Annotated in this window: 18 protein-coding genes; 5 read left to right on the top strand and 13 right to left on the bottom strand. The window is 46.8% G+C overall.

Translation table 11 applies throughout. The annotated features are described in order from the left end of the window. Positions 1 to 44 precede the first annotated feature (44 nt). Positions 45 to 950, top strand: coding sequence for a tetratricopeptide repeat protein (locus tag H6570_05700; protein MCB9318755.1), 906 nt, complete (start codon positions 45 to 47; stop codon positions 948 to 950). A 129-nt stretch (positions 951 to 1,079) separates the two neighbouring features. Here the strand turns inward: H6570_05700 and H6570_05695 are convergent, their stop codons facing one another. The 4 genes from H6570_05695 to H6570_05680 all read right to left on the bottom strand — a co-directional run bounded on the left by H6570_05695 (position 1,080) and on the right by H6570_05680 (position 4,382). Next, positions 1,080 to 1,547, bottom strand: coding sequence for a hypothetical protein (locus H6570_05695; GenBank protein ID MCB9318754.1), 468 nt, complete (start codon positions 1,545 to 1,547; stop codon positions 1,080 to 1,082). Positions 1,548 to 1,688: 141 nt separating this feature from the next. After that, positions 1,689 to 2,219 carry a hypothetical protein gene (locus H6570_05690; GenBank protein MCB9318753.1) on the bottom strand — a complete coding sequence of 177 codons (531 nt, stop codon included), beginning with the start codon at positions 2,217 to 2,219 and terminating at the stop codon, positions 1,689 to 1,691. Between the two features lie 19 nt (positions 2,220 to 2,238). Further along, positions 2,239 to 3,015: a (Fe-S)-binding protein gene (locus tag H6570_05685; GenBank protein ID MCB9318752.1), complete on the bottom strand. Its 777-nt coding sequence runs from the start codon at positions 3,013 to 3,015 to the stop codon at positions 2,239 to 2,241. 11 nt (positions 3,016 to 3,026) lie between these two features. Further along, positions 3,027 to 4,382, bottom strand: coding sequence for a (Fe-S)-binding protein (locus H6570_05680; GenBank protein MCB9318751.1), 1,356 nt, complete (start codon positions 4,380 to 4,382; stop codon positions 3,027 to 3,029). A 42-nt stretch (positions 4,383 to 4,424) separates the two neighbouring features. Here H6570_05680 and H6570_05675 point away from each other — a divergent pair, with 42 nt between their 5' ends. Continuing rightward, a complete protein-coding gene (locus H6570_05675; protein MCB9318750.1) occupies positions 4,425 to 4,919 on the top strand; it encodes a phosphoribosyltransferase in 495 nt (164 codons plus the stop codon). Here H6570_05675 and H6570_05670 read toward each other — a convergent pair. The 5 genes from H6570_05670 to H6570_05650 all read right to left on the bottom strand — a co-directional run bounded on the left by H6570_05670 (position 4,912) and on the right by H6570_05650 (position 15,436). Further along, entirely contained in the window at positions 4,912 to 5,790 is an 879-nt protein-coding gene (locus H6570_05670) for a patatin-like phospholipase family protein (protein MCB9318749.1), read from the bottom strand. The genes H6570_05675 and H6570_05670 overlap by 8 nt on opposite strands. Positions 5,791 to 6,204: 414 nt before the next feature. Next, positions 6,205 to 9,429 carry a TonB-dependent receptor gene (locus tag H6570_05665; protein ID MCB9318748.1) on the bottom strand — a complete coding sequence of 1,075 codons (3,225 nt, stop codon included), beginning with the start codon at positions 9,427 to 9,429 and terminating at the stop codon, positions 6,205 to 6,207. A gap of 806 nt (positions 9,430 to 10,235) precedes the next feature. Then, a complete protein-coding gene (locus tag H6570_05660; protein ID MCB9318747.1) occupies positions 10,236 to 13,508 on the bottom strand; it encodes a TonB-dependent receptor in 3,273 nt (1,090 codons plus the stop codon). Positions 13,509 to 13,705: 197 nt separating this feature from the next. Then, positions 13,706 to 14,632 carry an amidinotransferase gene (locus tag H6570_05655; GenBank protein MCB9318746.1) on the bottom strand — a complete coding sequence of 309 codons (927 nt, stop codon included), beginning with the start codon at positions 14,630 to 14,632 and terminating at the stop codon, positions 13,706 to 13,708. A 6-nt stretch (positions 14,633 to 14,638) separates the two neighbouring features. After that, positions 14,639 to 15,436 (bottom strand): queuosine precursor transporter, encoded by a 798-nt coding sequence (locus tag H6570_05650; GenBank protein MCB9318745.1) that lies wholly within the window; start codon positions 15,434 to 15,436, stop codon positions 14,639 to 14,641. A gap of 176 nt (positions 15,437 to 15,612) precedes the next feature. On the opposite strand from H6570_05650, the gene H6570_05645 reads away from it, so the two are divergent. Continuing rightward, complete coding sequence (locus tag H6570_05645; GenBank protein ID MCB9318744.1) at positions 15,613 to 16,677, top strand: beta-lactamase family protein; 1,065 nt, start codon at positions 15,613 to 15,615, stop codon at positions 16,675 to 16,677. Next, complete coding sequence (locus tag H6570_05640; protein MCB9318743.1) at positions 16,664 to 17,032, top strand: translation initiation factor; 369 nt, start codon at positions 16,664 to 16,666, stop codon at positions 17,030 to 17,032. The genes H6570_05645 and H6570_05640 overlap by 14 nt, the downstream gene beginning before the upstream one ends. Here H6570_05640 and H6570_05635 read toward each other — a convergent pair. Genes H6570_05635 through H6570_05625 form a run of 3 tightly spaced genes read right to left on the bottom strand, consistent with a single transcriptional unit; the run spans position 17,029 to position 20,513 of the window. Further along, entirely contained in the window at positions 17,029 to 17,868 is an 840-nt protein-coding gene (locus tag H6570_05635) for a peptide chain release factor N(5)-glutamine methyltransferase (protein ID MCB9318742.1), read from the bottom strand. The two genes, H6570_05640 and H6570_05635, sit on opposite strands and share 4 nt — an antisense overlap. Continuing rightward, positions 17,861 to 19,183 carry a hypothetical protein gene (locus H6570_05630; protein ID MCB9318741.1) on the bottom strand — a complete coding sequence of 441 codons (1,323 nt, stop codon included), beginning with the start codon at positions 19,181 to 19,183 and terminating at the stop codon, positions 17,861 to 17,863. Before H6570_05630 ends, H6570_05635 begins: the two co-directional genes overlap by 8 nt. Further along, positions 19,170 to 20,513 carry a saccharopine dehydrogenase NADP-binding domain-containing protein gene (locus H6570_05625; GenBank protein ID MCB9318740.1) on the bottom strand — a complete coding sequence of 448 codons (1,344 nt, stop codon included), beginning with the start codon at positions 20,511 to 20,513 and terminating at the stop codon, positions 19,170 to 19,172. Before H6570_05625 ends, H6570_05630 begins: the two co-directional genes overlap by 14 nt. Here H6570_05625 and H6570_05620 point away from each other — a divergent pair. Continuing rightward, on the top strand, positions 20,512 to 21,078 hold the full coding sequence (locus H6570_05620) for a cytidine deaminase (GenBank protein ID MCB9318739.1): 567 nt from the start codon (positions 20,512 to 20,514) through the stop codon (positions 21,076 to 21,078). The genes H6570_05625 and H6570_05620 overlap by 2 nt on opposite strands. On the opposite strand, the gene kdsB is transcribed toward H6570_05620, so the two are convergent. Further along, positions 21,053 to 21,811, bottom strand: coding sequence for a 3-deoxy-manno-octulosonate cytidylyltransferase (gene kdsB, locus H6570_05615; GenBank protein MCB9318738.1), 759 nt, complete (start codon positions 21,809 to 21,811; stop codon positions 21,053 to 21,055). The genes H6570_05620 and kdsB overlap by 26 nt on opposite strands. Between the last annotated feature and the right edge of the window lie 78 nt (positions 21,812 to 21,889).

The raw sequence follows: 21,889 nt of genomic DNA, 5'->3' as shown, positions 1-21,889 counted from the left end.
AAATTCGTAAAATAATTACCTTTGATGTTTTGAAATGAACTCCTATGCGTGCATTAACAGCCTTGTTTCTGACATGCTTACTGATCTTCAGTTGCCAATCGGAACAAAATAAAGTCGATCAGGAACAACTTAAAGCGATCGAAACCTATAAATCAGCCTACGATGCGAATAAAAATTCCATCAATGGTTCGAAAGTGGTTAACGCCGTTATTGAGTATGCAGAGAAGAACCCAACCGATGCCACCCGCATCAATGAATTATTTAATGATGCGATTGCCATCTCCCTTGAACAGTCCAATGCAGCCCAGGCTTCAGGGTTGTTGAATACCCTGATCAAGGAATACCCGGACGACGACCGGGAATCCCGTCTCGCGCAACTGACCCGGATGTTGCTGGAAATGAAAAACCATGAAGCAGCAGCGTCGCTCTGTCTGGCCAGCCTGCAAGCTTTTCCCAACAGCTCCTCCCTGCAAGAATTAAAAACCCAAATCAATCCTCAGGACCCGGATATTAAATCTCGCCTTGACCGGCTTAGCACCAGCATGTTCAACGATTCACTTAATGAATACAGCGTGGATGTTGCCACCGCTTTCGTGGATGGCTGTGAAGCATACGTACTTGCTAACCCAACCGCAAAAGATGCTGTAGACTATCTGCATCAGGCGGGGCAAACAGCACGCTCCATCCGGACCTTCCGCAAAGCCATCTCCCTCTACGATTGGATCTATACCAAATACCCTAACGATCCTCGCGCGGGCCAGGCTCTTTTCCTGGAGGCATTTACCTACGACAATGAACTCAAAGAGGTGGACGTAGCACGTCAACTCTATGAACAATTCATTGCCAAGTTTCCGAAGGATGAACTTGCTGATGATGCGAAATTTCTGTTGAAAAATCTTGGTAAATCCGACGATGAAATCCTTCAGGAGCTGGATACGGAAAAGCAATAATTCCGAGAGCGGAATACGATTCCACTGAGCAGTCTTTCTCGCATGGCACTGCCTTGGTGAAAATCATGCCGGGATATTTCGCGTCAGATGGCGATCCGTACATAATCCATTAAATCCGATAAACTGAGCCTACGATTTTACTGCAAAGGCTCTTTCAGCGAACGGATGCAGGGCTGTTCCGGCTACCTTCGCTTCTGCCAGCACACGGTAGGTGGATTTAGCTCCCCGCAGGGTCTTTGCTGCCTTCACCATACCCCGCAACAGAAAGTTGTTTTCTTCAATCTGATCCATCCTTGATTTCATCCAACGGACGGGCAATTCAAATTCCACTTCCAGCAATTCGTCTTTGGGTACTTCAATGCGTTCCCGGAGGATGATCTCACCCATATTGTATTCATCGATCAATTTGGCTTTGCGCCGCCCACGTGAATATTTCTCCACACATTTAATGTGTATCTCTGTTACCGTCTGGGGCTGAATGGTGTACAATTGGATCTTTCCGATGACGGATGGTGCATTAGCGGGTATTTCCGCAGGTATGTCCAGGTCTATCTTGACCCCTTCGATACCCAGTAAGCGTTTGACTTTTCCAAACATACTTCAGTAGTCTTTACCTATAACAACCTTAAATTAACCGGTAACATCGCAGTGAGGGTAACTTTTTTGACGAAAGGAGGATCTTTTACGGACGAAACCAATGGTTTTTAGCCTTCTTTCTTTTTCTGGCACGGCCACTCATCAAACGAAACGGCGATGCCAGCTTTGCCCAAAAGGTTTGATCCATGATTCTTTCAGCTTACCAAGCGTATTGACCAGATGATCAAATACCAGCGTATCATCCTGGATACGACCACTGCGGAAGGCTGCGGCAAATTCTTCTTTTGGCAATGTTTTTACGGCGTCATCTTCCATAAAATGGAAATTCCAGCGATCAAACAAGTCAATTCCCAGAGCGCTTTCCAGGGATCTCAGATAGCGTACTGAGGTATCGATGGAGCAACCACTGGCATCCTGCCTGGATTCGTCCACGGCCAGCACGACAAACTGGTTGAAAAGGATTCCGCCCCAGGCGTGCAGTTGGACGTTGTGGCTGGCCCATTGACGGGCAAATGCTTCCAGATGAGGTGTTACCTGTTCTTCCTCCTCAGGTGTGAACGGACGATTTGAAGCATAGATCCAAATCCGGGTGTCCGGACTCATACCTTCCCATGCAGGCAGGGTATCCAATTGTTCTTTTATCGTGGATAATGACTTGGTTTCTGATATCATGTTCTCAACATTGTATGATTTACCACTTATTCTTTTGAATAATCAATTCGGCAAGGTCCAGGACCATCACCTCATCCTGCTTGTCTTTTGCCTTCAAACCATCCTGTAACATCGTGATGCAAAAGGGACAATTGGCAGCGACCGTTTGTACTCCGGTTTCCAGTACCTGTTCGGCACGAGCCACATTGATGCGCTTTTGGCCGGGTTCATCTTCTTTAAACATCTGTCCTCCTCCTGCACCGCAACACAATCCCCTTGAAGCTGACTGTTCCATTTCAATCAGCTCAACCTGCAAGGCGGACAACACCTCTCTAGGGACGGCATAAATACCGTTTACCCTGCCCAAGTAACAAGAATCGTGGTAAGTAGTTCTTGTTGTGGCTCCTCCGGGTTCAATTTTAAGTTTACCCTCCCGTATCCATTGGTTCAGCATCTCCGTATGATGATAAACTTCGAAGACTCCACCGAAATCGGGGTATTCGTTTTTTAAGGTATTGAAACAATGTGGACAGGTCGTAATGATGCGGGTGATCTCGTAAGCCTGGAGCGTTTGGATATTTTGCAGTGCCTGCATTTGAAACAGAAATTCATTGCCGGCACGGCGGGCCGGGTCTCCCGTGCAGGACTCCTCATTACCCAGAACTGCGAAAGTGACCCCGATTTGATTCATGATTGTGGCAAAAGCCCGTACGACCTTTTGTGCCCGGGCATCAAAATTACCGGCACAGCCCACCCAAAATAAATACTCGGGTTTTTCTCCATTCGCTATTAATTGCTGGACTGTCCGGACTTCCATTTGCATGACATTTACGATTCTTTATACCAGGCTTCCCGATCTCCATTAACCTGCCAAACACTTCCTGAACTCTCCAGGCTGTTGAACATCGGCAGCCAATCTGGAGGACCGCTTGATTCATTTAAGATCTTGTAGCGTCGTAATTGCAATATGATGTCAAGCGGATCAATCAACACCGGACATGCTTCCACACAGGCATTACAGGTAGTACATGCCCATAATTCCTCATCAGAAATTCGCTGGAAAAGGTTTTCTCCGTCGGTATAATTTAACTTCGATAATGATTGGTCTTTAGCTTCGGTATTGAGGTATTTTACATCACCTGATTCAATATTTGTATAGACTGCTTCTGCCCGGTCCCGAACATCCATGATAACTTTGCGTGGAGATAATTTTTTACCGGTGAGGTTAGCCGGGCACACGCTGGTGCAGCGGCCACATTCCGTGCAGGTATAGGCATCGAGCAAGTTTTTCCAGCTAAGCTGGGTGATATCAGCTGCACCAAATTCCGGAATTTCGACGGGTGCTTCGGCTGCTTCCTCAGGAGCCAGGCCCAGCATCGTCTGCAGTTCACGGGTTATCTCAGGTATATTGGTCATTTTGCCACGGGGCTGTAACCGTGCATAATAAGTATTCGGGAAAGCCAGCAGGATGTGCAAATGTTTGGAATAAGGCAGGTAGAGCAGAAATCCATACACCACCAGGATGTGCAGCCACCAGCCGGTGCGCTCTAAAAAGATCAATGTTGACGTTGACAAACCTTCAAACAAAGGCGATATCAGCCATGATGACATCATCAGTTTTCCGGTCATGTGATAATGGTCTGGTTCGACCTGTTGCAACACCTGGTCCGCACCATTCATGGTCATGATGCCCAGAATGAGTAATATCTCTCCCAACAGGATCAGGTTGGCATCAAGGGATGGCCATCCTTTCATCTCCGGCTTCCAGAAGCGTTTGACTTTCACGATGTTACGGCGGGCCAAAAAGACCAGAGTGGCTATGAAAGCCAACACGGAAAGGATTTCGATCAGGTTAATGACCAGAGGGTAGAGCACTCCTATTTTACCTGCAAAGATCCGGTGTTTCCCGGAGACGCCATCGACCAACATTTCGATCAACTCGATCTGGGTCAACAGGAATGCTGTGTAAATGAAGGCATGGAAAATAGCCGGGAGCCAGCGCTTGAACATCTTTTTCTGGCCAAATGCTATGAGGAGCACATTGCGCCAGCGTTGCCCTGGATTATCGTCTATCGATTGTGATTTACCCAACCGGATGATTTGTACAATACGGCGATAACGGCGAAAGGCCAGAAAGAAAACGGAAAACGTTATAAGGGTAAAAATTATAGCTTGTATGGTCATGCCCAATGGAATATCCTGTATTTTTAGGCTAGAAATAAAGGTATGAAAATCCTCAACGAAGCTCAAATAAAACAAAAAATTAAGCGGCTGGCTTACGAGATCCTGGAGAACAATTACGATGAGGAAGAACTGATCATGCTGGGCATCAACAACAACGGACTGTATTTTGCAAAACTATTGAAAGCGGCCCTCCAGCGCATCACACAAATTCCTCTAAAGGTGATACCCCTCAAGCTGAGCCCTGCTACGCCACTGAACCACCCCATCGAAGTCGGCGCGCCCATTGAGCAGCTCAAAGGCAAGGTTCTTCTGGTTGTGGATGATGTTGCCAATACAGGCAGGACCATTTATTATGCTTTCAGGCCATTGATGGATATTCTGCCCAAAAAAGTAGAGGTTGCCGTCCTGGTGGATCGCAAACACAAGTCTTTTCCTGTAAAAGTGGACTATGTTGGGTTAAGTCTGGCCACCACATTTATGGAAGACATTGACGTCCGATTGCGCGAAGTAGAAGAAATGGAGGTCTATCTCAACTGACAAGAGAACTGCCTGAAGCTGTTTCATTGATTTTTGAAACCAATGATTCGTCTACTTTCTGTTTTAACTTCCACTGAATTTTGGTTGAGATCTCCTCGGCGACCTGCATGGTTGCCTGGTACCCTAAATCAAACAGGTCCCTGGCTTTTTTCAGGTTAAAACGGCTGTACTCATGTAACTCACGCGGTTCGATGATGATGTCGCTGTAGTTCAGTTGCGGTTTGATGTTGTTTAATGCTGCCAGGTCAAAACACCGTTGCAGTAAATTGACCATTCCGCTCATTTCTTTGGTTTCGATAGCAACCAGGGGAACCAGGTTTACGGTGATGATGAGGTCACAATGCTGATGCAATGGCGCAACCGGCGCATTGGCCAGCAATCCTCCGTCAACGTACATGGATCCGTCCATCTGGATGGGCTTAAACAATAATGGAATGGTGCAGGAAGCAGCAACAATCTGATCCAAAGGACCCGAATTCCGGTATTCTATCATACCGTTATTGAGGTTGCTGACGGCGACATACGTGGGAATACCCAAAGCAGCAATGTCGTTGTGAGGGATGTATTGTTTGAGTTTCTTACGAAGGTTGGACAGATCGGTCAGACCCAGCGAAGGCATCTTCAATGAAAATAAACTATAGAGTGAAGTTTCCTCAATAAATGCCATCATGTCTTCGGGTGCATAGCCCTGTGCCAACAAAGTTCCAGCAATGGAACCTGCACTGGTTCCTGAAATATAATCCGGTTGTATTCCCAGTTCAGCCAATGCCTTAAAAACACCAATGTGGAGGATTCCCCGGGCCCCCCCTCCGGAAAGCGCCAGACCGATGCTTAAGGATGATGAGTTGTCAGTATGCGGTTGTTCTTCCATATCGAGTTTACAAGTTAAATGATTTGGGTGAGGATATCCTCCATATCATCCGACGAATCAGCTACATAATTGAATTCATATTTGTAGTTCTACTTATGTGTTCTAAGAACGGACAAAATAACATTAGGGTATACACCATTCTATAAACTTCAATGGAAATAAATCCATTATGATTACAAGTACCTCTTTTATAACAGGATTATGACTTAATTGATCAAACGATTAATCGAGTAGTAAAGCTGGATAACTGTGAAATCCTTATTCAAAATCTGGCAGCCTTATGGGATACTTTTTTGCTTTTGACAAGAATTCAAGCTTGAACGCCCCTTCTTCTGTAAAATCCATCCTGGATTAAAAAAAATGCCACGCTTTGCAGCGTGGCATTTTCTATCCTGAAGTAGGATGTTCACTTCATTAGTTGAAGATGTAACGAACACCAACCCGCATTCTCCAACGAGATGCAAAGCTGCTGATGTCGTATTTCTCCAATCCTGTACGATCGTTGGTAAAGCTGAAAGTAGGCGTATTCCCATCCAAACCTTCGTACTGGAAGAGTTCTGAGTTATTGAAATCACCAACTACATTGTAGATGGTACCCCAGTTCTTATTGATCAGATTAGCTACGTTTTCAATATCCAATGATAGTTGAATCCGGTGCAGATCTGCTCCAAATACAGTACCCAGGTCCTGACGAATTGCCAAATCCCATTGACTGGTAAAAGGTGCTCTTGAACCATTCTTATCGGCGTAACCGCCGCGGCTGGCATCCAGGCTCGGATCATCGGAGATGAATGCATTCAACAACTCCCATTGTTGAGCCGGTGTCAAACCATTCTTTTCTACCAAAACGATATCACCTTGGGTGGATGGGATGTATGGCAATGAACGGTTTCTACTGGTACTTCCCGTCTCGTTATTCGGGTTCTGACCATTTCTGGCGCCAATCACGTAAGAAAATGGAATACCGGATTGTCCTTCGTAAAAAAGTGATACGGTGGTTGCAAATGCTCCGCTTTCCACCCAGTCCACTTTATAAGAAAGTGCGCTGATAAGACGGGATCCCAGGCTATAATCCGAACGGCCCAGCACAGGCAAGTTTCTTCCATCGATACTTACCTGTCCACGCCACTGAGAGGAGTTTTGTGAAGAGGTACCTTCATTGACAGCCGTAGCGTCACCATAGGTGTAAGCCAGCATGAAGTTCAGTCCGGACTGCCATTGCTTACTGACCATACCGGAGAAATTATAGGTGTAGCCTTCATGGGTATTGCTACCCACGTAGATGGCGCTGTAGGTCGGGTCAATGCTTTTCCTGGTGTATACCGGACGGTTATCTTTCCCTGCCCAGTTCAGACTAACGGTAGGATCCGAGTTGACATTGGTATACACCACGTTGTTTAGTGTTTTGGTGAAAATTCCTTCGATGGAGAATCTCCAGCCACTCAACAGCGCTTTATCAAATGCCAGGTTGGCACGGAATACCTGTGGATATTTGAAGTTCTTGGTAAACAGATCCACCTGACCGGATGGTATTGTGAACTGGGGATTGGTGTATTGTTCGTTAACATTGGCAATAAACCCGTTCGGCGCAGAACCGACATACCCCAGGGTAAGGCCGTTGTTGTTGAACATAGCTCCCGGCCAAACAAAAGGTATTCTTGAGGTAAATATCCCCAATCCACCACGCAGGACGGACCTGTTGTCACGATTCATATCATAACTAAACCCGACTCTTGGAGAAAACATGATCTGACCATCCGGAGCTTTACCTCCTTCGATGTCATTTGCAATGTCGTACTTTGCCTGCAATGCCGGCAAGGTGGTGGTGTTAAATGAAGGGTCGATCTTGGGATCAGAAGTAATGAATGGCACATCGATACGCAGACCAGCAGTAAGCGTAAATTTATTGGTTATGGACCACTCGTCCTGACCGTAAATACCCAGTTGCATGGCATTAAAGTCTGCAGCTGCTGCTGTTCCATCACCGGTAATACCGTCAACCAATGAATACGAGCGGTCGTAATCGGTTGGTGTGGCATTATCCAGGAAGTCCTTTACATTGGCGTAATCGTACGATCCATAGTTCTGTGGAATAAACGTGTTGTAAATGTGGTAGAACTCATTGTGTGTACCGATGGTGAAAGTATGGTCGCCACGATACAATTTCAAGTTATCAGTGAGGGTGATGATCTTCTGATCCAGCTCATTGGCAGTAGAAAATTCTTCACTACCAAACTGGATGGCACCTGCTCCGTCCTGAATACGTACGAATGGGAAATCACCGCCAATCGGATCACGGTCATCCAATACACTGGTGAAACCCAGGATCAGGTTATTGGACATTTTGTTGCTGAACCGTGAGTTTAATTCGGCAGCAAACGAGTTGGTGGTACTCGGGAAATAAATACCATCATTCGAATAGTTCAGTGTGGTACTGCTGCTACCGGTCTGGTCTGTTTGGATCGCTTTGGTATACTGATGACGTACGGTCAGTTTGTGCTTGTCGCTCAGGTTAAAGTCCAGCTTACCGAACAATTTTAATCCGTCGAGCTGATCCAGTTTGCTTCCGTAATCTCCCGGGTCATAGTTGTAGGTATTTTTTAAAAATGAGGTGAGCTCATTCAGTCCACTGGCATCGGAATCGCCCCGGTAAGTACCAAAATCAAACGGAGAAGGCGTTTCATCTTTCTGAATCTCCACATTGGCAAAGAAGAAAATTTTGTCCTTCTTGATAGGACCTCCCAAAGAAGCGCCATACAGTTTTTCAGAGAATGTAGCCAGTTTTGTGCGATCGCCACCAATGCGATCAATCAGTTTACCTGGCGTCTTACCGGCCAGATCCTGGTTTTTGTTGAAGAAGTAAGCCGTTCCTGAAAAGGTATTCGTTCCGGACTTGGTAACCGCATTGATACCACCACCGGCAAACCCTCCCAGGGTTACGTCATATGGAGAAAGAACCACCTGGATCTGATCAATCACGTCCACGCTGATTGGCGAGATACCGGTTTGACCACCATTGGTACCCGAAGCTGCCAAACCGAATACGTCGTTGTTGACAGCACCGTCAATATAAATAGCATTGTACCGGTTGTTAACGCCGGCAAATGAAATACCACTGACTGAAGTACTGGCTTGTGGTGTCAACCGGGTGAAGTCATTCAGATCCCGGTTCAGGGTTGGTAATGCATCCAGCTCTGCTGAAGTGATTTGAGTGGACGCTCCTGCATTTTGCCCGGTTGCGCCCCGGGAGGACACGACTTCAATGCCCATCAACTCAATGGGTTGATCTTCGAGGACAATATCCATTTTCTGGGCTTCACCCAGACGAAGCATAATCCCCTCTGTTACGTTATCACCGAAACCGGTATACGTCGTTGTAATCTTGTACGGACCACCAACACGCATATTCGGGATGGTAAATGATCCGTCAAGGTCAGTAACGGTACCATAGGTTGTACCGGAGGGCAAATGGATGGCGACAATATTGGCGCCGATCAATGGCTCACCGGAAACATCGGTTACCGAACCGGTAAGCGACGATGTTGTAACACCCTGGGCTAGAAGTCCCTGCTGAAGCATTGCAGCTGATGCTAGCAAGAGCAAGACCAGGTAAAACCGACTTAGTAAAAGTTTTTTCATAGTCCTTGGAAAATTTTGTTAATAAAATGACTGAACCTTCGCCTTCAAGTGTCTTTATCGCTATATATAAATAACAAAAGGCTAATTTTCAATCTTTAACATATATCAATATTTAAAAATTCAATTAAAAGCAAATGCAAAAACCGTAACCACTTTTCTGCATTACATCCAAACTGGAAAACCTTGAAAAAAGGGAATATCAGCAAAGAGGCACCTCGCCGGATTGATATCCGCCAGGGGCATAATCTTCTGCAACAGTAGTAGTTCCTGTAATGAGGTCAGCATCTGGTGAGATATGCTGATTCGACCTAACCTGAAAGACGTCAGAAACTGACGTTGAGGCGGCCTTTCCAATAACAGGAAATACCAGCCTTACGGAGGTGAACAATCTTTTCATGGCTGAGAAATTAGGTTTACGGTTTTAACTTGAAGTAAAGGTAGTCACTATGATTAGATATCGCAAAACCCAATATAAGTGTAATGTTAACTTTTAATTAGCTCAATGTTAAGAAGATAGGTATTTCAAAAAACCTCATAGACCAAATGATATTTACTATTTTGTCAATTATACTTCAATCATTTTTCAATAATTCTATTGTTGGCCAAAATTTTTTTGGCATTTTAATACAAATGGGTACAAATCCAACTCGATGAAAAGAGCCGATCCGTCAACAGATAAGGTGATTATTCGGTGATAATCGGCACGAAAAAAAATTGCTTCCGGCGCAAAAAAAGAGCCGCTTTTATTAAAAGCAGCTCTTTCTTACTTGTAATGGACCAGAATCGTTTAATTCTATGCCATGGGCTTAATTGAACAGATACCGGATTCCAAATTGGATACTGTAGGTATCCGAGGCGAAAATGGCATCTTTTTGTAACGTTTGATCCAACAGTTTGGTAGAAGTACCAGATCCGGTGGTAACCATTTTATAGCTTGGCGCTCCTTCTCCGGTAACACCCGAGAAAGACAATGGACGACTGTTGATCACTTTATCTGATACACCCCAGCTCTTGTTAAGCAGGTTGGTAAAATTGAGAATATCTGCACGGAACTGCAGGGTATTCCGTTTACCACCGGTGTTCACATAAAACTCTTGCAAAAATGAAAAATCTGCTCTCCATAACCAGGGAAGCAGTGCTCCATTGCGTTCTGCATACTGACCACGGCGGGTGCTGAGGTAAGCATCCTGGTCGATGTATTTATCGAATGCGGCAGCTTGTTGTGCTGCAGTAAAGGTCACTCCATTACTGGTAAAATCTACAAACGTCAACTCACTGGCATTGTTCGGTACGAAGATCAGGTCGTTTCCATTGATCCCGTCTCCGTTCATGTCCTGGTTATACACATAGGAGAACCGTCCTTGCGTTGCACCGTTAATGAACAAACCCAATTGCGTTGCACCGAATTTCAGGTATTCAAAACGGTAGGAGATGGCTCCGAAAAGACGATGGCGCTGGTCGTTGGAAGAATAACCCAGGTCAGGATAGTTATTACCGTTAACGCTCACGATGCTGTTGTATGATCCACTTGCAATGGAACCAGCATCGACCAGGTTCTGGGCAGAACCGAAATTGTAAGCAACTTTGGTAAACCAACCATCACTAAATCGTTTCTCCAGAGATGCGGTGAAGTTAAGCGCAGAACCAATGTTCTCATTGGTAAGGTATACGGCTCCGGTCACATTATCATTGATCCGGATGGCGTTATTCAGATTCGTTCCAGAAAGTCCCAACCCAGGAAATGTAGGACGTTTGTCCGGGCCTGTAAAGGTGCCTGATGCGCTCTCCTGGTTGATATTCCAATAGCTGATCCCATTGATGTCTTTGCTATAGATCAGCTCAAGGGTACCTACAAAATCTCCAGGTAGTCTTTTGTCCAACGCCAGGTTTGAACGCCATACCTGGGGAAATTTAAAGTTATTGTCAACCAGGTCAATGTTATAAGAAGAAGGCAAAGATGGATTGGTAATGAATTTGCCTGGGTCCGTCGTAAATGGCCGTGTGGTGGTCTTATCGATCTGTTCAAAACCGGTAAGTACACCGTTATTGCCTACAACGTTGGAAATCCAGACGAATGCCGGCCGGCCGGTGAAGATACCGGATCCACCACGGAGCTGGGCGGTGCGATCACCTCTCATATCCCAGTTAAATCCAACACGGGGTGAGAATAAAAACTGAGGATCCGGAAGTTTCTTTGTACTCACTTTCAATGGATTGCCACTCGGATCCCGATAAGTTTGCGTCAATACCTCAGGGTTTTCAAATCCGGTGTCATCAAAAATAGGCACGTCCATGCGGATACCGGCTGTGACCATCAGCTTACTACTGACAGCCATTTCATCCTGCAGGTAGAGCCCGCCGTAGGTTACCCGGGTAGGTTGTTCGGGTTCAGCCCCGCCGGGCAATGCCGAATACCGGTATTGGAACCGACGCAATTCCACAGGTGATACGGTCCGGTTCGGGTTGGCTTTTGCATCCGTCAGATCGCTGTAAAAGTCTTCCAGGCTGTTGTAAACAAAAACCCCTTGTGCGCCGGGGAAAAATACGTTACGGAATTTCAATCGCTCAATATTAAGTCCTGCAGTCAGTGTATGCTTGTTCAAATACCAGGACAGGTTATCCTGCAACTGATAGGTGGTATATTCCAACTGGTTATTGGGTGTAAATGGCTCAAAACCGGTAGAAATGTACGTTTGGCCCTCTTTCTGGATTTCTATTAATGGGAAAAAGGTACCGTAGGTGCCACGATCTTCATTCTGGAAAGTCCAGCCGGCAATGAAGTTATTGGATAGCTTGTTGCTAAACAGTGTATTGAGTTCACCGATTACCGACGTGATCTTATCAAAAATGATGTAGTTGGAATTTCGATAACTCATGGCCCGGCCGTTGGTCCGGCGATTCCCGAATCCAAGTGATGTGGAGTTGGAAATAAGCTGATCGGCCTCCGAATCCAGCCGGTTAAAGCGCAGACTGAATTTGTTTTTATCGTTGACGTTCCAGTCCAGTTTTGCCAGGTATTTATCTCCGGTGGTATTCAGATCGTATCCCTGGTAAATGCCGGTCTCATAACCAAAGTTGGTGTTAAGAAAATCGGAAACCGCTTTCAGATCTGATTCCAGTACCCGGGTCGTATTTCCTTCTACCGGGTCGTTTCCTTTATTGGCAATATCCTGATAAGGGCTGGCCCGTCTTTCCAATTCTACGCTGGTAAAAAAGAAAAGTTTGTTCTTGATGATCGGGCCACCGAGGCGAAATCCATATTGCTTGTTGGTAAATTGGTTCTGATCCCGGATGAGCGTGGTCTCCCCGGCATGGATACCGGTGAGATTCTGGTTCCGCCAGGTGTAAAATGCAGAACCGGTAAATTCGTTGGTACCGGAACGGGTTACAGCATTGATGCCACCGCCGATAAATCCGGATTGGCGCACATCAAATGGTGCAATGTTTACTTGTACCTCTTCGATAGCGTCCAGTGAAATGGGTGCAATACCAGTCCGTCCACCAGGTTCGCCGGCCAGACCGAAACTGTTGTTCAGCAGGGAGCCGTCGATGGTAATATTGTTTAAACGGTTGTCCTGGCCTCCAATGGAAGACCCTCTGGCCTGAGGTGTCAGCCTCGTAAAATCAAGGAAGTTCCGGCTGACGGTAGGTAGGGTATTCAACTGATCTGCCGTAATGGTTGTAGCAGCTCCGGTACGATCCGAGCTGAAGACATCACTACGGCTTGAGGTGATCACCACGCCTTCAATTACCATTACTTCGGTATGCATGGTGAAATCCAGGTTGGTGGCAGTTCCCAGGCTCAGGTAAATATTGTCCTGAACAATATCCTCATAACCTGTATAGCTTACGGATACCTGGTACGGCCCGCCGATACGCATGGTAGGAATGGTAAAACGGCCATCATCATTCGTCACCGTCCCATATCGGGTTCCCGATGGAGTATGTACGGCGATTACGGTAGCTCCAATAAGGGGCTCTTTGTTCTCGTCTATTACTCTCCCCACCATGGAGGAGGTGGTAACCTGGGCGCTGAGGTTCGAACCCAAGGTCAAAAAACCGATGATCAGGAGACACATGCCTAGCTTGTATCTGCCTAAGAATTTAATGGTGGAAATTCTCATGACTGAATATTTGAATTGAGATTAGTTCGGCAGCAAAGCTAGGGAGAATGCAGATACATTTATATAGTTAATATTAACGTATTGTTAATATTTAAAGAACTAATTTATAGTGGTTAATGCTTTATTTTTTTGGCAAAAAAGCCCACTCAAAATTATTTTTTTGGCAAAAAAACCTCGGCCAACATGCAACGGACACTTCCTCCACCCAACTTCTCAATGGTATAAATGGGAGCCTGTAATATGGAGACATCTTTTTCCAGCAAATTGATCTGACTTGAGTTCAGCGAAAGGAAAGCTTGTTCCGACATAATCAGGTAGCGAATCCCATGTTTGTTGCGGACTAAAAGCATATTCCCGGCGAAGGAATTTACCTGCTCAAGGCTGATCTCAATGATGGATTTTCCAGACTTTTTAAGGGATGAGGTAACCTGCTCACGGTCACTGGATCCGGGAATTGCATCAAGACAAATTACGGCATACGTCTCCCCCATTGCCATCATGACATTGGTGTGATATATAAGCTGTCCCTGCCCGTCTTCAGCCTCAAATAACACCGGCTGAAACCCCTGTTCCCGGCAAAACAACTTAAAAAGATCCGGATGTGTCCGGGGGCTGACACAAGCAAATGCCCACCCCTCACGGCGCTCGAAAAGCATGCTTCCGGTGCCTTCCAGAAACTTCCCGTCTTTCTCCCAATGGCTGTAATCGACCACCGTCTTGTATCCGAACTCCTTCTGGATAGACTGGACAATATCCGGGCGACGCTCCTGACGCCGGATGGACGAAAACATCGGATAAGTAATGATCTTGCCATTTGCATGAAAACTGATCCAGTTATTCGGAAACACCGCATCCGGTTTAACCGGTTCAGCGGTATCCGCAATAACTTTCACGCGGATGTCGCTTGCCTGAAGCCGGCGTACGAAAGCGTCAAACTCTGTCCGTGCCTGCACCTCAACTTCTGCCTGCGAACGCTGTGTTTCATGCCGTTGAAAGGCATTATTAGCCGCCGTCTCTTCATTGAAACCAAAATGAGCCGGACGGATCATCATGACCGTATCTGTAATGACTGACTCCATAGCTATCTATTGATTTGCGGCCAGGGTTTTTAATTCATGAGCCAGGTCGTGACCTAAAAAGCGCTCAATCATATCGTGGCCCAGATAAATCAGCGGTGTCAGGATGACCGCCATGACCGATTTATACATATAGTTGACGCACCCTATGGCCAAAACCCGGACCAAATCCCAGTTGGAACCAATGTAAAAGGCTACGATCAAAACCACAAAACTATCAATGAACTGGGATACCAGTGTGGATCCGGTAGCACGCAGCCACATGTATTTTTCACCAGTTCTTTTTCGTATCCAGTGAAAGACAACCACATCCACCAACTGCCCCAGAAGAAATGCCACCATGGAGCCAATGATGATCCATAGCCCCTGACCGAAGATCTTTTTAAATGCCAGGTCCATATTGGGAATGGAACGCTCCGGGCTGGCTTCCACGATACCACTCTGGGACTGCCACCAGTCGTTGGCAGGAAGATGGATGCCCAGAAAGAACATCAGGAAAGCATAAAGAATCATAACGACGGCCATCCAGGAAAGCATCTGTACCCCACGACGTCCGAAATATTCGTTGATAATGTCCGTCATGATGAAAACCACCGGCCACAAAATGACACCCGCTGTCAGATCAAAGCCCAATCCGGTCACGCCAAACAAAGTCATGTTGAAAGGCTGCAACCCAAACAACTTTTCCAATGAAAATATCTTGATACCGATCAGTTCTGCGATCAATGCATTGGTGATGAAAAAACCACCAAGGATCATAAATAGCAATGTGGCTTTATTGGTATACCATTGTTTATGTATTTCCATAGATCATTCCTTTTCCTGCTACATCAAAAGTACGTTGCGAATCAGATATTGCCCTCTTTTCACTTTCATGGATTGGCTAATTTATCGAAGCATCTTCAATAATCTATTGAACAACCCGGACGTTCATGAATGATATGGTGATCCAGGTCCGATTCAAATGCAAAAATTTAATAGCCTTGCTGCTGGTAACTTTTTTTATACAGCAGGGCATGGGTCAGGATGCGATCAGCTACCAATCACTACGAGGGCAAATCGATCGAATCATCCGGTACGACACAGATATCCCCACCGGAAATCATCATGGATTTATCATTGGAATCATTGACGGAGACCGCCATTGGATCCTGGACTATCCGGGCACGCCAGCCGATAGTTTGAATGGCGATATGGTTTTCGAGCTGGGTGGATTGAGTCAGGTATTTACAGCGCATTACTTAACAGAACTTGCTGACAAAGGAAATTTGGATTTAGACGATCCGATAGCCATCAGCGGGATATCATTGCCGGGGACTTGGAAGGAGGTTACCTGGAGGCAATGTTTTCAATATGCCACCGGGCTTCCCAGGGTAATTCCCGGACTGGCAGCCGACCAATCCCCTGACAATCCATATGGTAACATTGCTTTTCCAGATCTCATTTCAGCAATTTCCAGGATTCCCTTCAAGCCCGGGACATTTCGTTACAGCCCCCATCCGTATGCCATGATCCAGGCTGCACTGGAAATGCTTTTTGACCAGCCTTACGAAGCCCAGATCAATGATTTTTGTAATGGTTTAGGCCTGATCAACACGGGAATAATAACGCCGAAGCCCGAAGTCACAGCTACCGGCTACCGACGCAATGGCATAGTGGCCATTCCTTGGCATGTGCCTGCCTATCAGGCTTCACTCGGCCTTTCGGGCACCATGAATGACCTGATGCATTACGCCCATTGGTTGCTGAATCATGCTGGAGATCCCCGCTTTGAAAATTTGTTCCAACCCACTCTGAAAACCCATTTGCGTGGCCGGATCGATATGGCAGGAGGTTGGTATGTTTTAAAACCGGTGCGCAGAAGTCAGATCTACACCCACAGCGGACAAACCGGAGGGCACAAAGCTTATCTGGGATTTGTACCGGCCACCCAAACGGCAGTGATGATCCTGGGCCAGTCTCCGGAAGAGACGAATGATCTGGGTTTATTAATTTTGCGAATGATCAATGATTCCTGGAAAAGAAAAAAGCCTGATGAAAAAGAATAAGAACCAAAAATCCGGAGACCATGCTCTGGTATACACTACCCATCCGGAGACAATGGGGTCGTTATTCAGCGGCCTGCTGGGTGAAGAAGAGGAAGGATCGAAAGACCTGGGGCTTAGAGTTCGGGTAATCCTGGAGAAAAAGCACCGCGGCGGCAAGACTGCAACCGTAATCAAGGGGTTAGAGTCGTTGCCGGAAAACGAACTTTCCGGTATTGGAAAAACATTAAAGCAGCTGTGTGGTGTTGGCGGAAGTGCGAAAGATGGGGAAATCATCCTGCAGGGCGATCAGGTTACCAAATCTGTTGAGCACCTGCTAAAACTCGGTTACAAAGACACCAAGAAAGGAGGTGGTTAAACCGGCTTTCTGATCATGCGCAACATGCGTGTCTTTCCCTGCATGTCCAATTTGAACGTTGCCTCCCAACCAAGACAGGATGCAACCCAGTTTTGATAATTGCCGGTGAGAAATTCATTCAATTCAAAGTAGACCCAACCAGCACCGGTGGTTTCAGCAACCTGCAGTATTTTCCGGTAAAAACGCAGCGGATCATCCCCATCCACGAAGAGTGCTTCTTCCGGCTCATACCGCAACGTGGATTCTCCCATCATGGGGCGTTCATTCAACGGAATGTAAGGAGGATTACTCACGACCACATCCATCCTGGTCGGGTGCATAAGAGCCGTGGGATCAAAAAGGTCAGCATGAATCCAATTTATGATAACACGGTTTAATGCTTCGTTCCGCTTCGATATCTGCAGGGCATCATTACTTTTTTCCATCCCGTAAAGGTTCCATTCTGGCCGTTTTTTTTTCAAAGTTACCGGAATCACCCCTGACCCACTGCCGATATCCAGAAGAGATAGCTTACCGGCGGGGTGATCTTCCAGAATCCAGGCAACCAGTTCTTCTGTTTCCGGACGGGGAATGAGTACACCAGGTTCCACCTGGAAAGGGAGTCCAAAGAAATAAATCCGTCCGCACACATAGGCAAGAGGGACGCCTTGTCGCAGTTTTTCTATGTAAGGCATCAACATCGAGGTTGTAACCTTTTGTCCATTCGCTAAGATTGGCATGACCACATCTTCCCACAAACTGCGCTCGTACCAGGTGACTTCCCTGGGTGAAACCACAAGCTCCTGGCTGTCAAACCAAGCTTTCCATGAACTCCGGTCTTTAATCAACTCATCCATGCCAAAGCATCCAAACGGCCACGACCGAAGTGATCAATAACAGGCTATATCCCGTGAATAGCCTGGTAGGAACAATGGAGTTCAGGGCAACTCCCTGCCTCCCAATTACGATACTCATCATAACTTTCTCGTACAGATAGGCTACCACCGTACCGACTGCTACGCCGAACATACCCATCCATTGCATCGCCAGAATGCTGACCACAACATTGATTACCAGCTCCGAAGCCGAAATCAATACCATAGCGCGATGTTGGTGCCTGGCAATGAAAACGGTATGCACCAGCCACAACCTCGGGACCAGGGTTAGGAGATAAATATTGAATAAAAATGCACTTTCCGCAAAAGCTGAAGAGAACAATTGCGGAAAAAGCCATGGATTGATCCACACCAGTACTATGCAAAGTGGAAACAAGACATGGATCAGTTTTAGACTCCCCTCACGAAGAGCATGGTTTCCTGACTGTTCATCACGGTAATAAAGGGGCAAGACCGATTGGATCAAGGCACCCACCAGGGCTCCGACAAAAGGGAGTTCTTTTGATCCATAGCGGAATATGGCAAAAATGCGTTCGTCTGCGTAATACCGGCCAATTAATACCGAATCAATCGCCATCGCCAATGCCCCGATCAAGGCATAGAGAATAAGTGGCAAACTACCCTGCCCGATCAACCGGAACCATCTCCATTTTTTAATAGCAAATCTCCGTTTCCATAATACAGTCAATAGGGATAGTTGCATCAAAAAACCGGCCCCAATCAGCCAGCGGATACCCGACTGCAGCCCCCAGCCCAGGAGCAACGGAATGGCCATCGCCAAAAACTTAAGCAGCCAGGAGCCTGCTGCAAACCACCAGATGTGCCATGCCTTTCGTTCCAGGACCCAGAGCAACGGTAAAGCCAGTGTGGGTATGGTCAATAGCAGGTAGAGGGAATATTCTGCCAGGTAAGGAACATGGGTTTGTCCGAGCAAAAAAGGCAGAAAACGACCACGGCCCAGGTACAACAACCCGAAAACCAGGACATTCAGGGCCATCATAAAAAGATAAGTAAACAGCCATTTGCCATAGCGGTCGGGATCTTCTGCGTCGGTACTCCTCATAAAAGACTGACTTACTCCGGTCATCCAAAAATAAGTCAGCAGAAATGCCAGAAAAACCAGCATCTCAAAGAATCCGATCTGGGCGGTGTCCTGTAAAACTTTGGCCAGCAAAATGCTAAATGCCAGACTAAGGATCTGCTGGCTGGCCTGGTAACCCTGCAAAGCAAGCACCGGATTGTTTAACCAGTGGTACCATTTATCAATCCTCCTCAAGAGCAACCTGTGTTTCGTCAAAGCCAATTCCAGCTACCGCGAGTTCCTGCAGGATCGGTTCATAAAAGTCCCGCCGGACCGGGATGTGCACCCCGCTGGGGAAAACAGTGCCCGTAAGGATGTTTTTTGCCAAAATGCCGAGAGGAAGGCCAACCGTTTTGCTCATAGCGGTCCGTTCATCATTATCACCCCGTACGTCCATAGTGGAAGTTCTCCGGTATCGGTGATTGTCCAGCTCATAGTCGATCTGGTGGTGCATCAGGATACGGTCATGATCTCCTTTTTGTATAGACCATCGATCCAAAAGCAATACCTGTAAGATGTCCGCCGGAGTGCCGGATTCAACGGGCAATTGCCCCTCACCGAATAAACCAAGCCATTTTAAAGCCGCCATGCGTTCGTCCTGCTCTGTCACTCCGAGAAATTCAGCAACATCTCCGGCTAATCCCAGCCCAGAATCCGGAACAAAACGCCGTACGTAGGAAGCCCAGGTAGCTCCTCCTAATTGGTGTAAACTGGTCTTATCTTCTGTCAGTCCCAGGCGGACCAGACAGTGCCAATCTCGGCAAAATCCTGTATAGCGCAAGGTCCCACGGTAAATCCGGTCTATTCCTTCCAGTCCGTAAAGTCCGATATACTGCAACGAATCCCGGTTCGGGTAGGAGTCAAACATACCTGCAGGTCCAAGGTCCCACCCTTTGGTATGTTCAAAAATGGAATAGTAGGGCACACAGCGGATGGCACCAGAATCCAGGTACTGGGCGGTACCCTGGCCAGCAAGAACGATGTTACGGGGATTCCAGGTGATCTTATAACGCCAGGGATTCCCGGCGACTGCATCCGTTTCCATCAGTCCACCCGTCACCGAATCAAAGGACCGGATCGTCCCCCCTTTTTCTTTTATGGCATCGATCATTTGCATTGCCGACATGTGGTCGATGCCGGGATCGAGGCCCAGCTCTCCCATGATGAGTACGCCTGCTTTGCGAGCCTCCTGATCCAGCCCCCACATCTCCTTGGTATGGTAGGACGCTGTAAGTACCGGACAATGATTACGGATACCCAGTAGGGCAACCTGATAATGCAAATTGGGAGGCAAGAGTGATATGACCAGGTTGCTGTTCTTGATCAACAGGTCCAGTTCTTCAGGATTGAGAACCGATAGTCTGATGGCTTCCCCTTTCGGATGGCCAGCTATCTTCTTCAATGCCAGGTCGTATTCCCGGTCAACCACCTGGATGGTCCACGGATGAGATTCGGCTTGTTTCAACAAATAATCGATCAGCGCCGTCGACGATCTCCCTGCACCTATCACTGTAATCTTTACCATGAAATGTATTGATTTCGGCTGCAAAAATATCCATTTTGCGTTTTATTCTCTATTTTCCAAACCTCAAGCCCTGCGATTGAAAGAAAAAACCTTACAGTATCAGTACACTCTCATTTCAGATCCTGATGAATTGAGCAGAGAGGAAAGGGACTTGCTGGGACAAGCCTGGAAGGCTACAGAAACCAGTTATTCACCGTACAGTCATTTTGCAGTTGGCGCTGCCGTATTATTAAAAAATGGTGAGGTTATCAGCGGCAGCAATCAGGAAAATGCATCTTTCCCGGTAGGTTCCTGTGCAGAACGGGTTGCAGTCCACTTTGCGAAAGCCCGTTATCCGCATGAATCCATTGAGCTGATTGCCATCCGGGCTAAAAAAGCAGATCACCCCATCCTTCAACCGGTCACTCCGTGCGGGGCTTGCCGCCAATTGTTGATCGAGGTGGAACATCAGCAAAAAAAAACAATCAAATTGCTGCTTCAGGGTGAGGCAGGTCCTGTCATGCGGATTGAAAGTGTTCAGATCTTACTACCTTTTTATTTCAGTGGAGATGTGTTGCTTTCCTGAGCCGGATACTTGCAGCCAGCAAATCCTCAGCCGTATCGATTCCTATGGGTTCATAAGTTGTTTCCACCACATGAATGGTGTAGCCATGGGATAACCAGCGCAATTGTTCCAGTTTCTCCTGCATCTCAATAGTCACCGGCGGAAGCCCGGCCAGCGACAACAACACATCCTTGCGGAATCCATAGACACCGATATGACGGAAGTGAGCTTGCTGATCAATCCATTGTTCGAATGGTATATCCCTGAGGAAAGGAATTGCAGCCCTGCTGAAATACAATGCCTGTCCTTTTTCTCCGCGGACACATTTTACCAGATTGGGGTTAACCAATTGTTCCGGGAGGGTTAACCGGTGGATCAGTGTCGCAAGCTGCCAGCGATGGGACGTCATCTCGCTCACCAATGCATCAATCGCATCGGGCTCAATGAAAGGTTCATCGCCCTGGACATTGATGATGATGGTATCCGAAGCAACATGAAGACCACCGGCAACTTCAGCAATACGATCCGTTCCACTGGGATGATGGGGTGAAGTCATCACAATCTGATCGGTGAAACCGGATGCAACGCGGACCACTTTCTCATCGTCGGTAGCGATGATAACCCGGTCGATTGATTTACTTTTACGTACCCGGTCGTATACATGCTGAAGGACCGGCTTACCCTCCAGGTCCAGAATGACTTTTTCGGGTAGCCTGGAAGAATTCAATCGGGCCGGTATGATAACAATTGCCATAAATCAGCGTATTCCAGGAAGGTCAAAGGTATCTGTAAAAGGTCTGAATGTTAAAAAATGTTCCAATTATTTACATAT

This window comes from Lewinellaceae bacterium (assembly GCA_020636135.1).
In the GTDB taxonomy this organism is placed as follows: domain Bacteria; phylum Bacteroidota; class Bacteroidia; order Chitinophagales; family Saprospiraceae; genus JAGQXC01.
This window is presented reverse-complemented; position numbering and strand designations above follow the sequence as displayed.

What these genes read in the sequence shown, in the direction of transcription:
- H6570_05700 (MCB9318755.1), top strand. Translation starts at nt 45, where the DNA reads ATGCGTGCATTAACAGCCTTGTTTCTGACATGCTTACTGATCTTCAGT.
- H6570_05695 (MCB9318754.1), bottom strand. Translation starts at nt 1,547, where the DNA reads ATGTTTGGAAAAGTCAAACGCTTACTGGGTATCGAAGGGGTCAAGATA.
- H6570_05690 (MCB9318753.1), bottom strand. Translation starts at nt 2,219, where the DNA reads ATGATATCAGAAACCAAGTCATTATCCACGATAAAAGAACAATTGGAT.
- H6570_05685 (MCB9318752.1), bottom strand. Translation starts at nt 3,015, where the DNA reads ATGGAAGTCCGGACAGTCCAGCAATTAATAGCGAATGGAGAAAAACCC.
- H6570_05680 (MCB9318751.1), bottom strand. Translation starts at nt 4,382, where the DNA reads ATGACCATACAAGCTATAATTTTTACCCTTATAACGTTTTCCGTTTTC.
- H6570_05675 (MCB9318750.1), top strand. Translation starts at nt 4,425, where the DNA reads ATGAAAATCCTCAACGAAGCTCAAATAAAACAAAAAATTAAGCGGCTG.
- H6570_05670 (MCB9318749.1), bottom strand. Translation starts at nt 5,790, where the DNA reads ATGGAAGAACAACCGCATACTGACAACTCATCATCCTTAAGCATCGGT.
- H6570_05665 (MCB9318748.1), bottom strand. Translation starts at nt 9,429, where the DNA reads ATGAAAAAACTTTTACTAAGTCGGTTTTACCTGGTCTTGCTCTTGCTA.
- H6570_05660 (MCB9318747.1), bottom strand. Translation starts at nt 13,508, where the DNA reads ATGTGTCTCCTGATCATCGGTTTTTTGACCTTGGGTTCGAACCTCAGC.
- H6570_05655 (MCB9318746.1), bottom strand. Translation starts at nt 14,632, where the DNA reads ATGGAGTCAGTCATTACAGATACGGTCATGATGATCCGTCCGGCTCAT.
- H6570_05650 (MCB9318745.1), bottom strand. Translation starts at nt 15,436, where the DNA reads ATGGAAATACATAAACAATGGTATACCAATAAAGCCACATTGCTATTT.
- H6570_05640 (MCB9318743.1), top strand. Translation starts at nt 16,664, where the DNA reads ATGAAAAAGAATAAGAACCAAAAATCCGGAGACCATGCTCTGGTATAC.
- H6570_05635 (MCB9318742.1), bottom strand. Translation starts at nt 17,868, where the DNA reads ATGGATGAGTTGATTAAAGACCGGAGTTCATGGAAAGCTTGGTTTGAC.
- H6570_05620 (MCB9318739.1), top strand. Translation starts at nt 20,512, where the DNA reads ATGAAATGTATTGATTTCGGCTGCAAAAATATCCATTTTGCGTTTTAT.
- H6570_05625 (MCB9318740.1), bottom strand. Translation starts at nt 20,513, where the DNA reads ATGGTAAAGATTACAGTGATAGGTGCAGGGAGATCGTCGACGGCGCTG.
- kdsB (MCB9318738.1), bottom strand. Translation starts at nt 21,811, where the DNA reads ATGGCAATTGTTATCATACCGGCCCGATTGAATTCTTCCAGGCTACCC.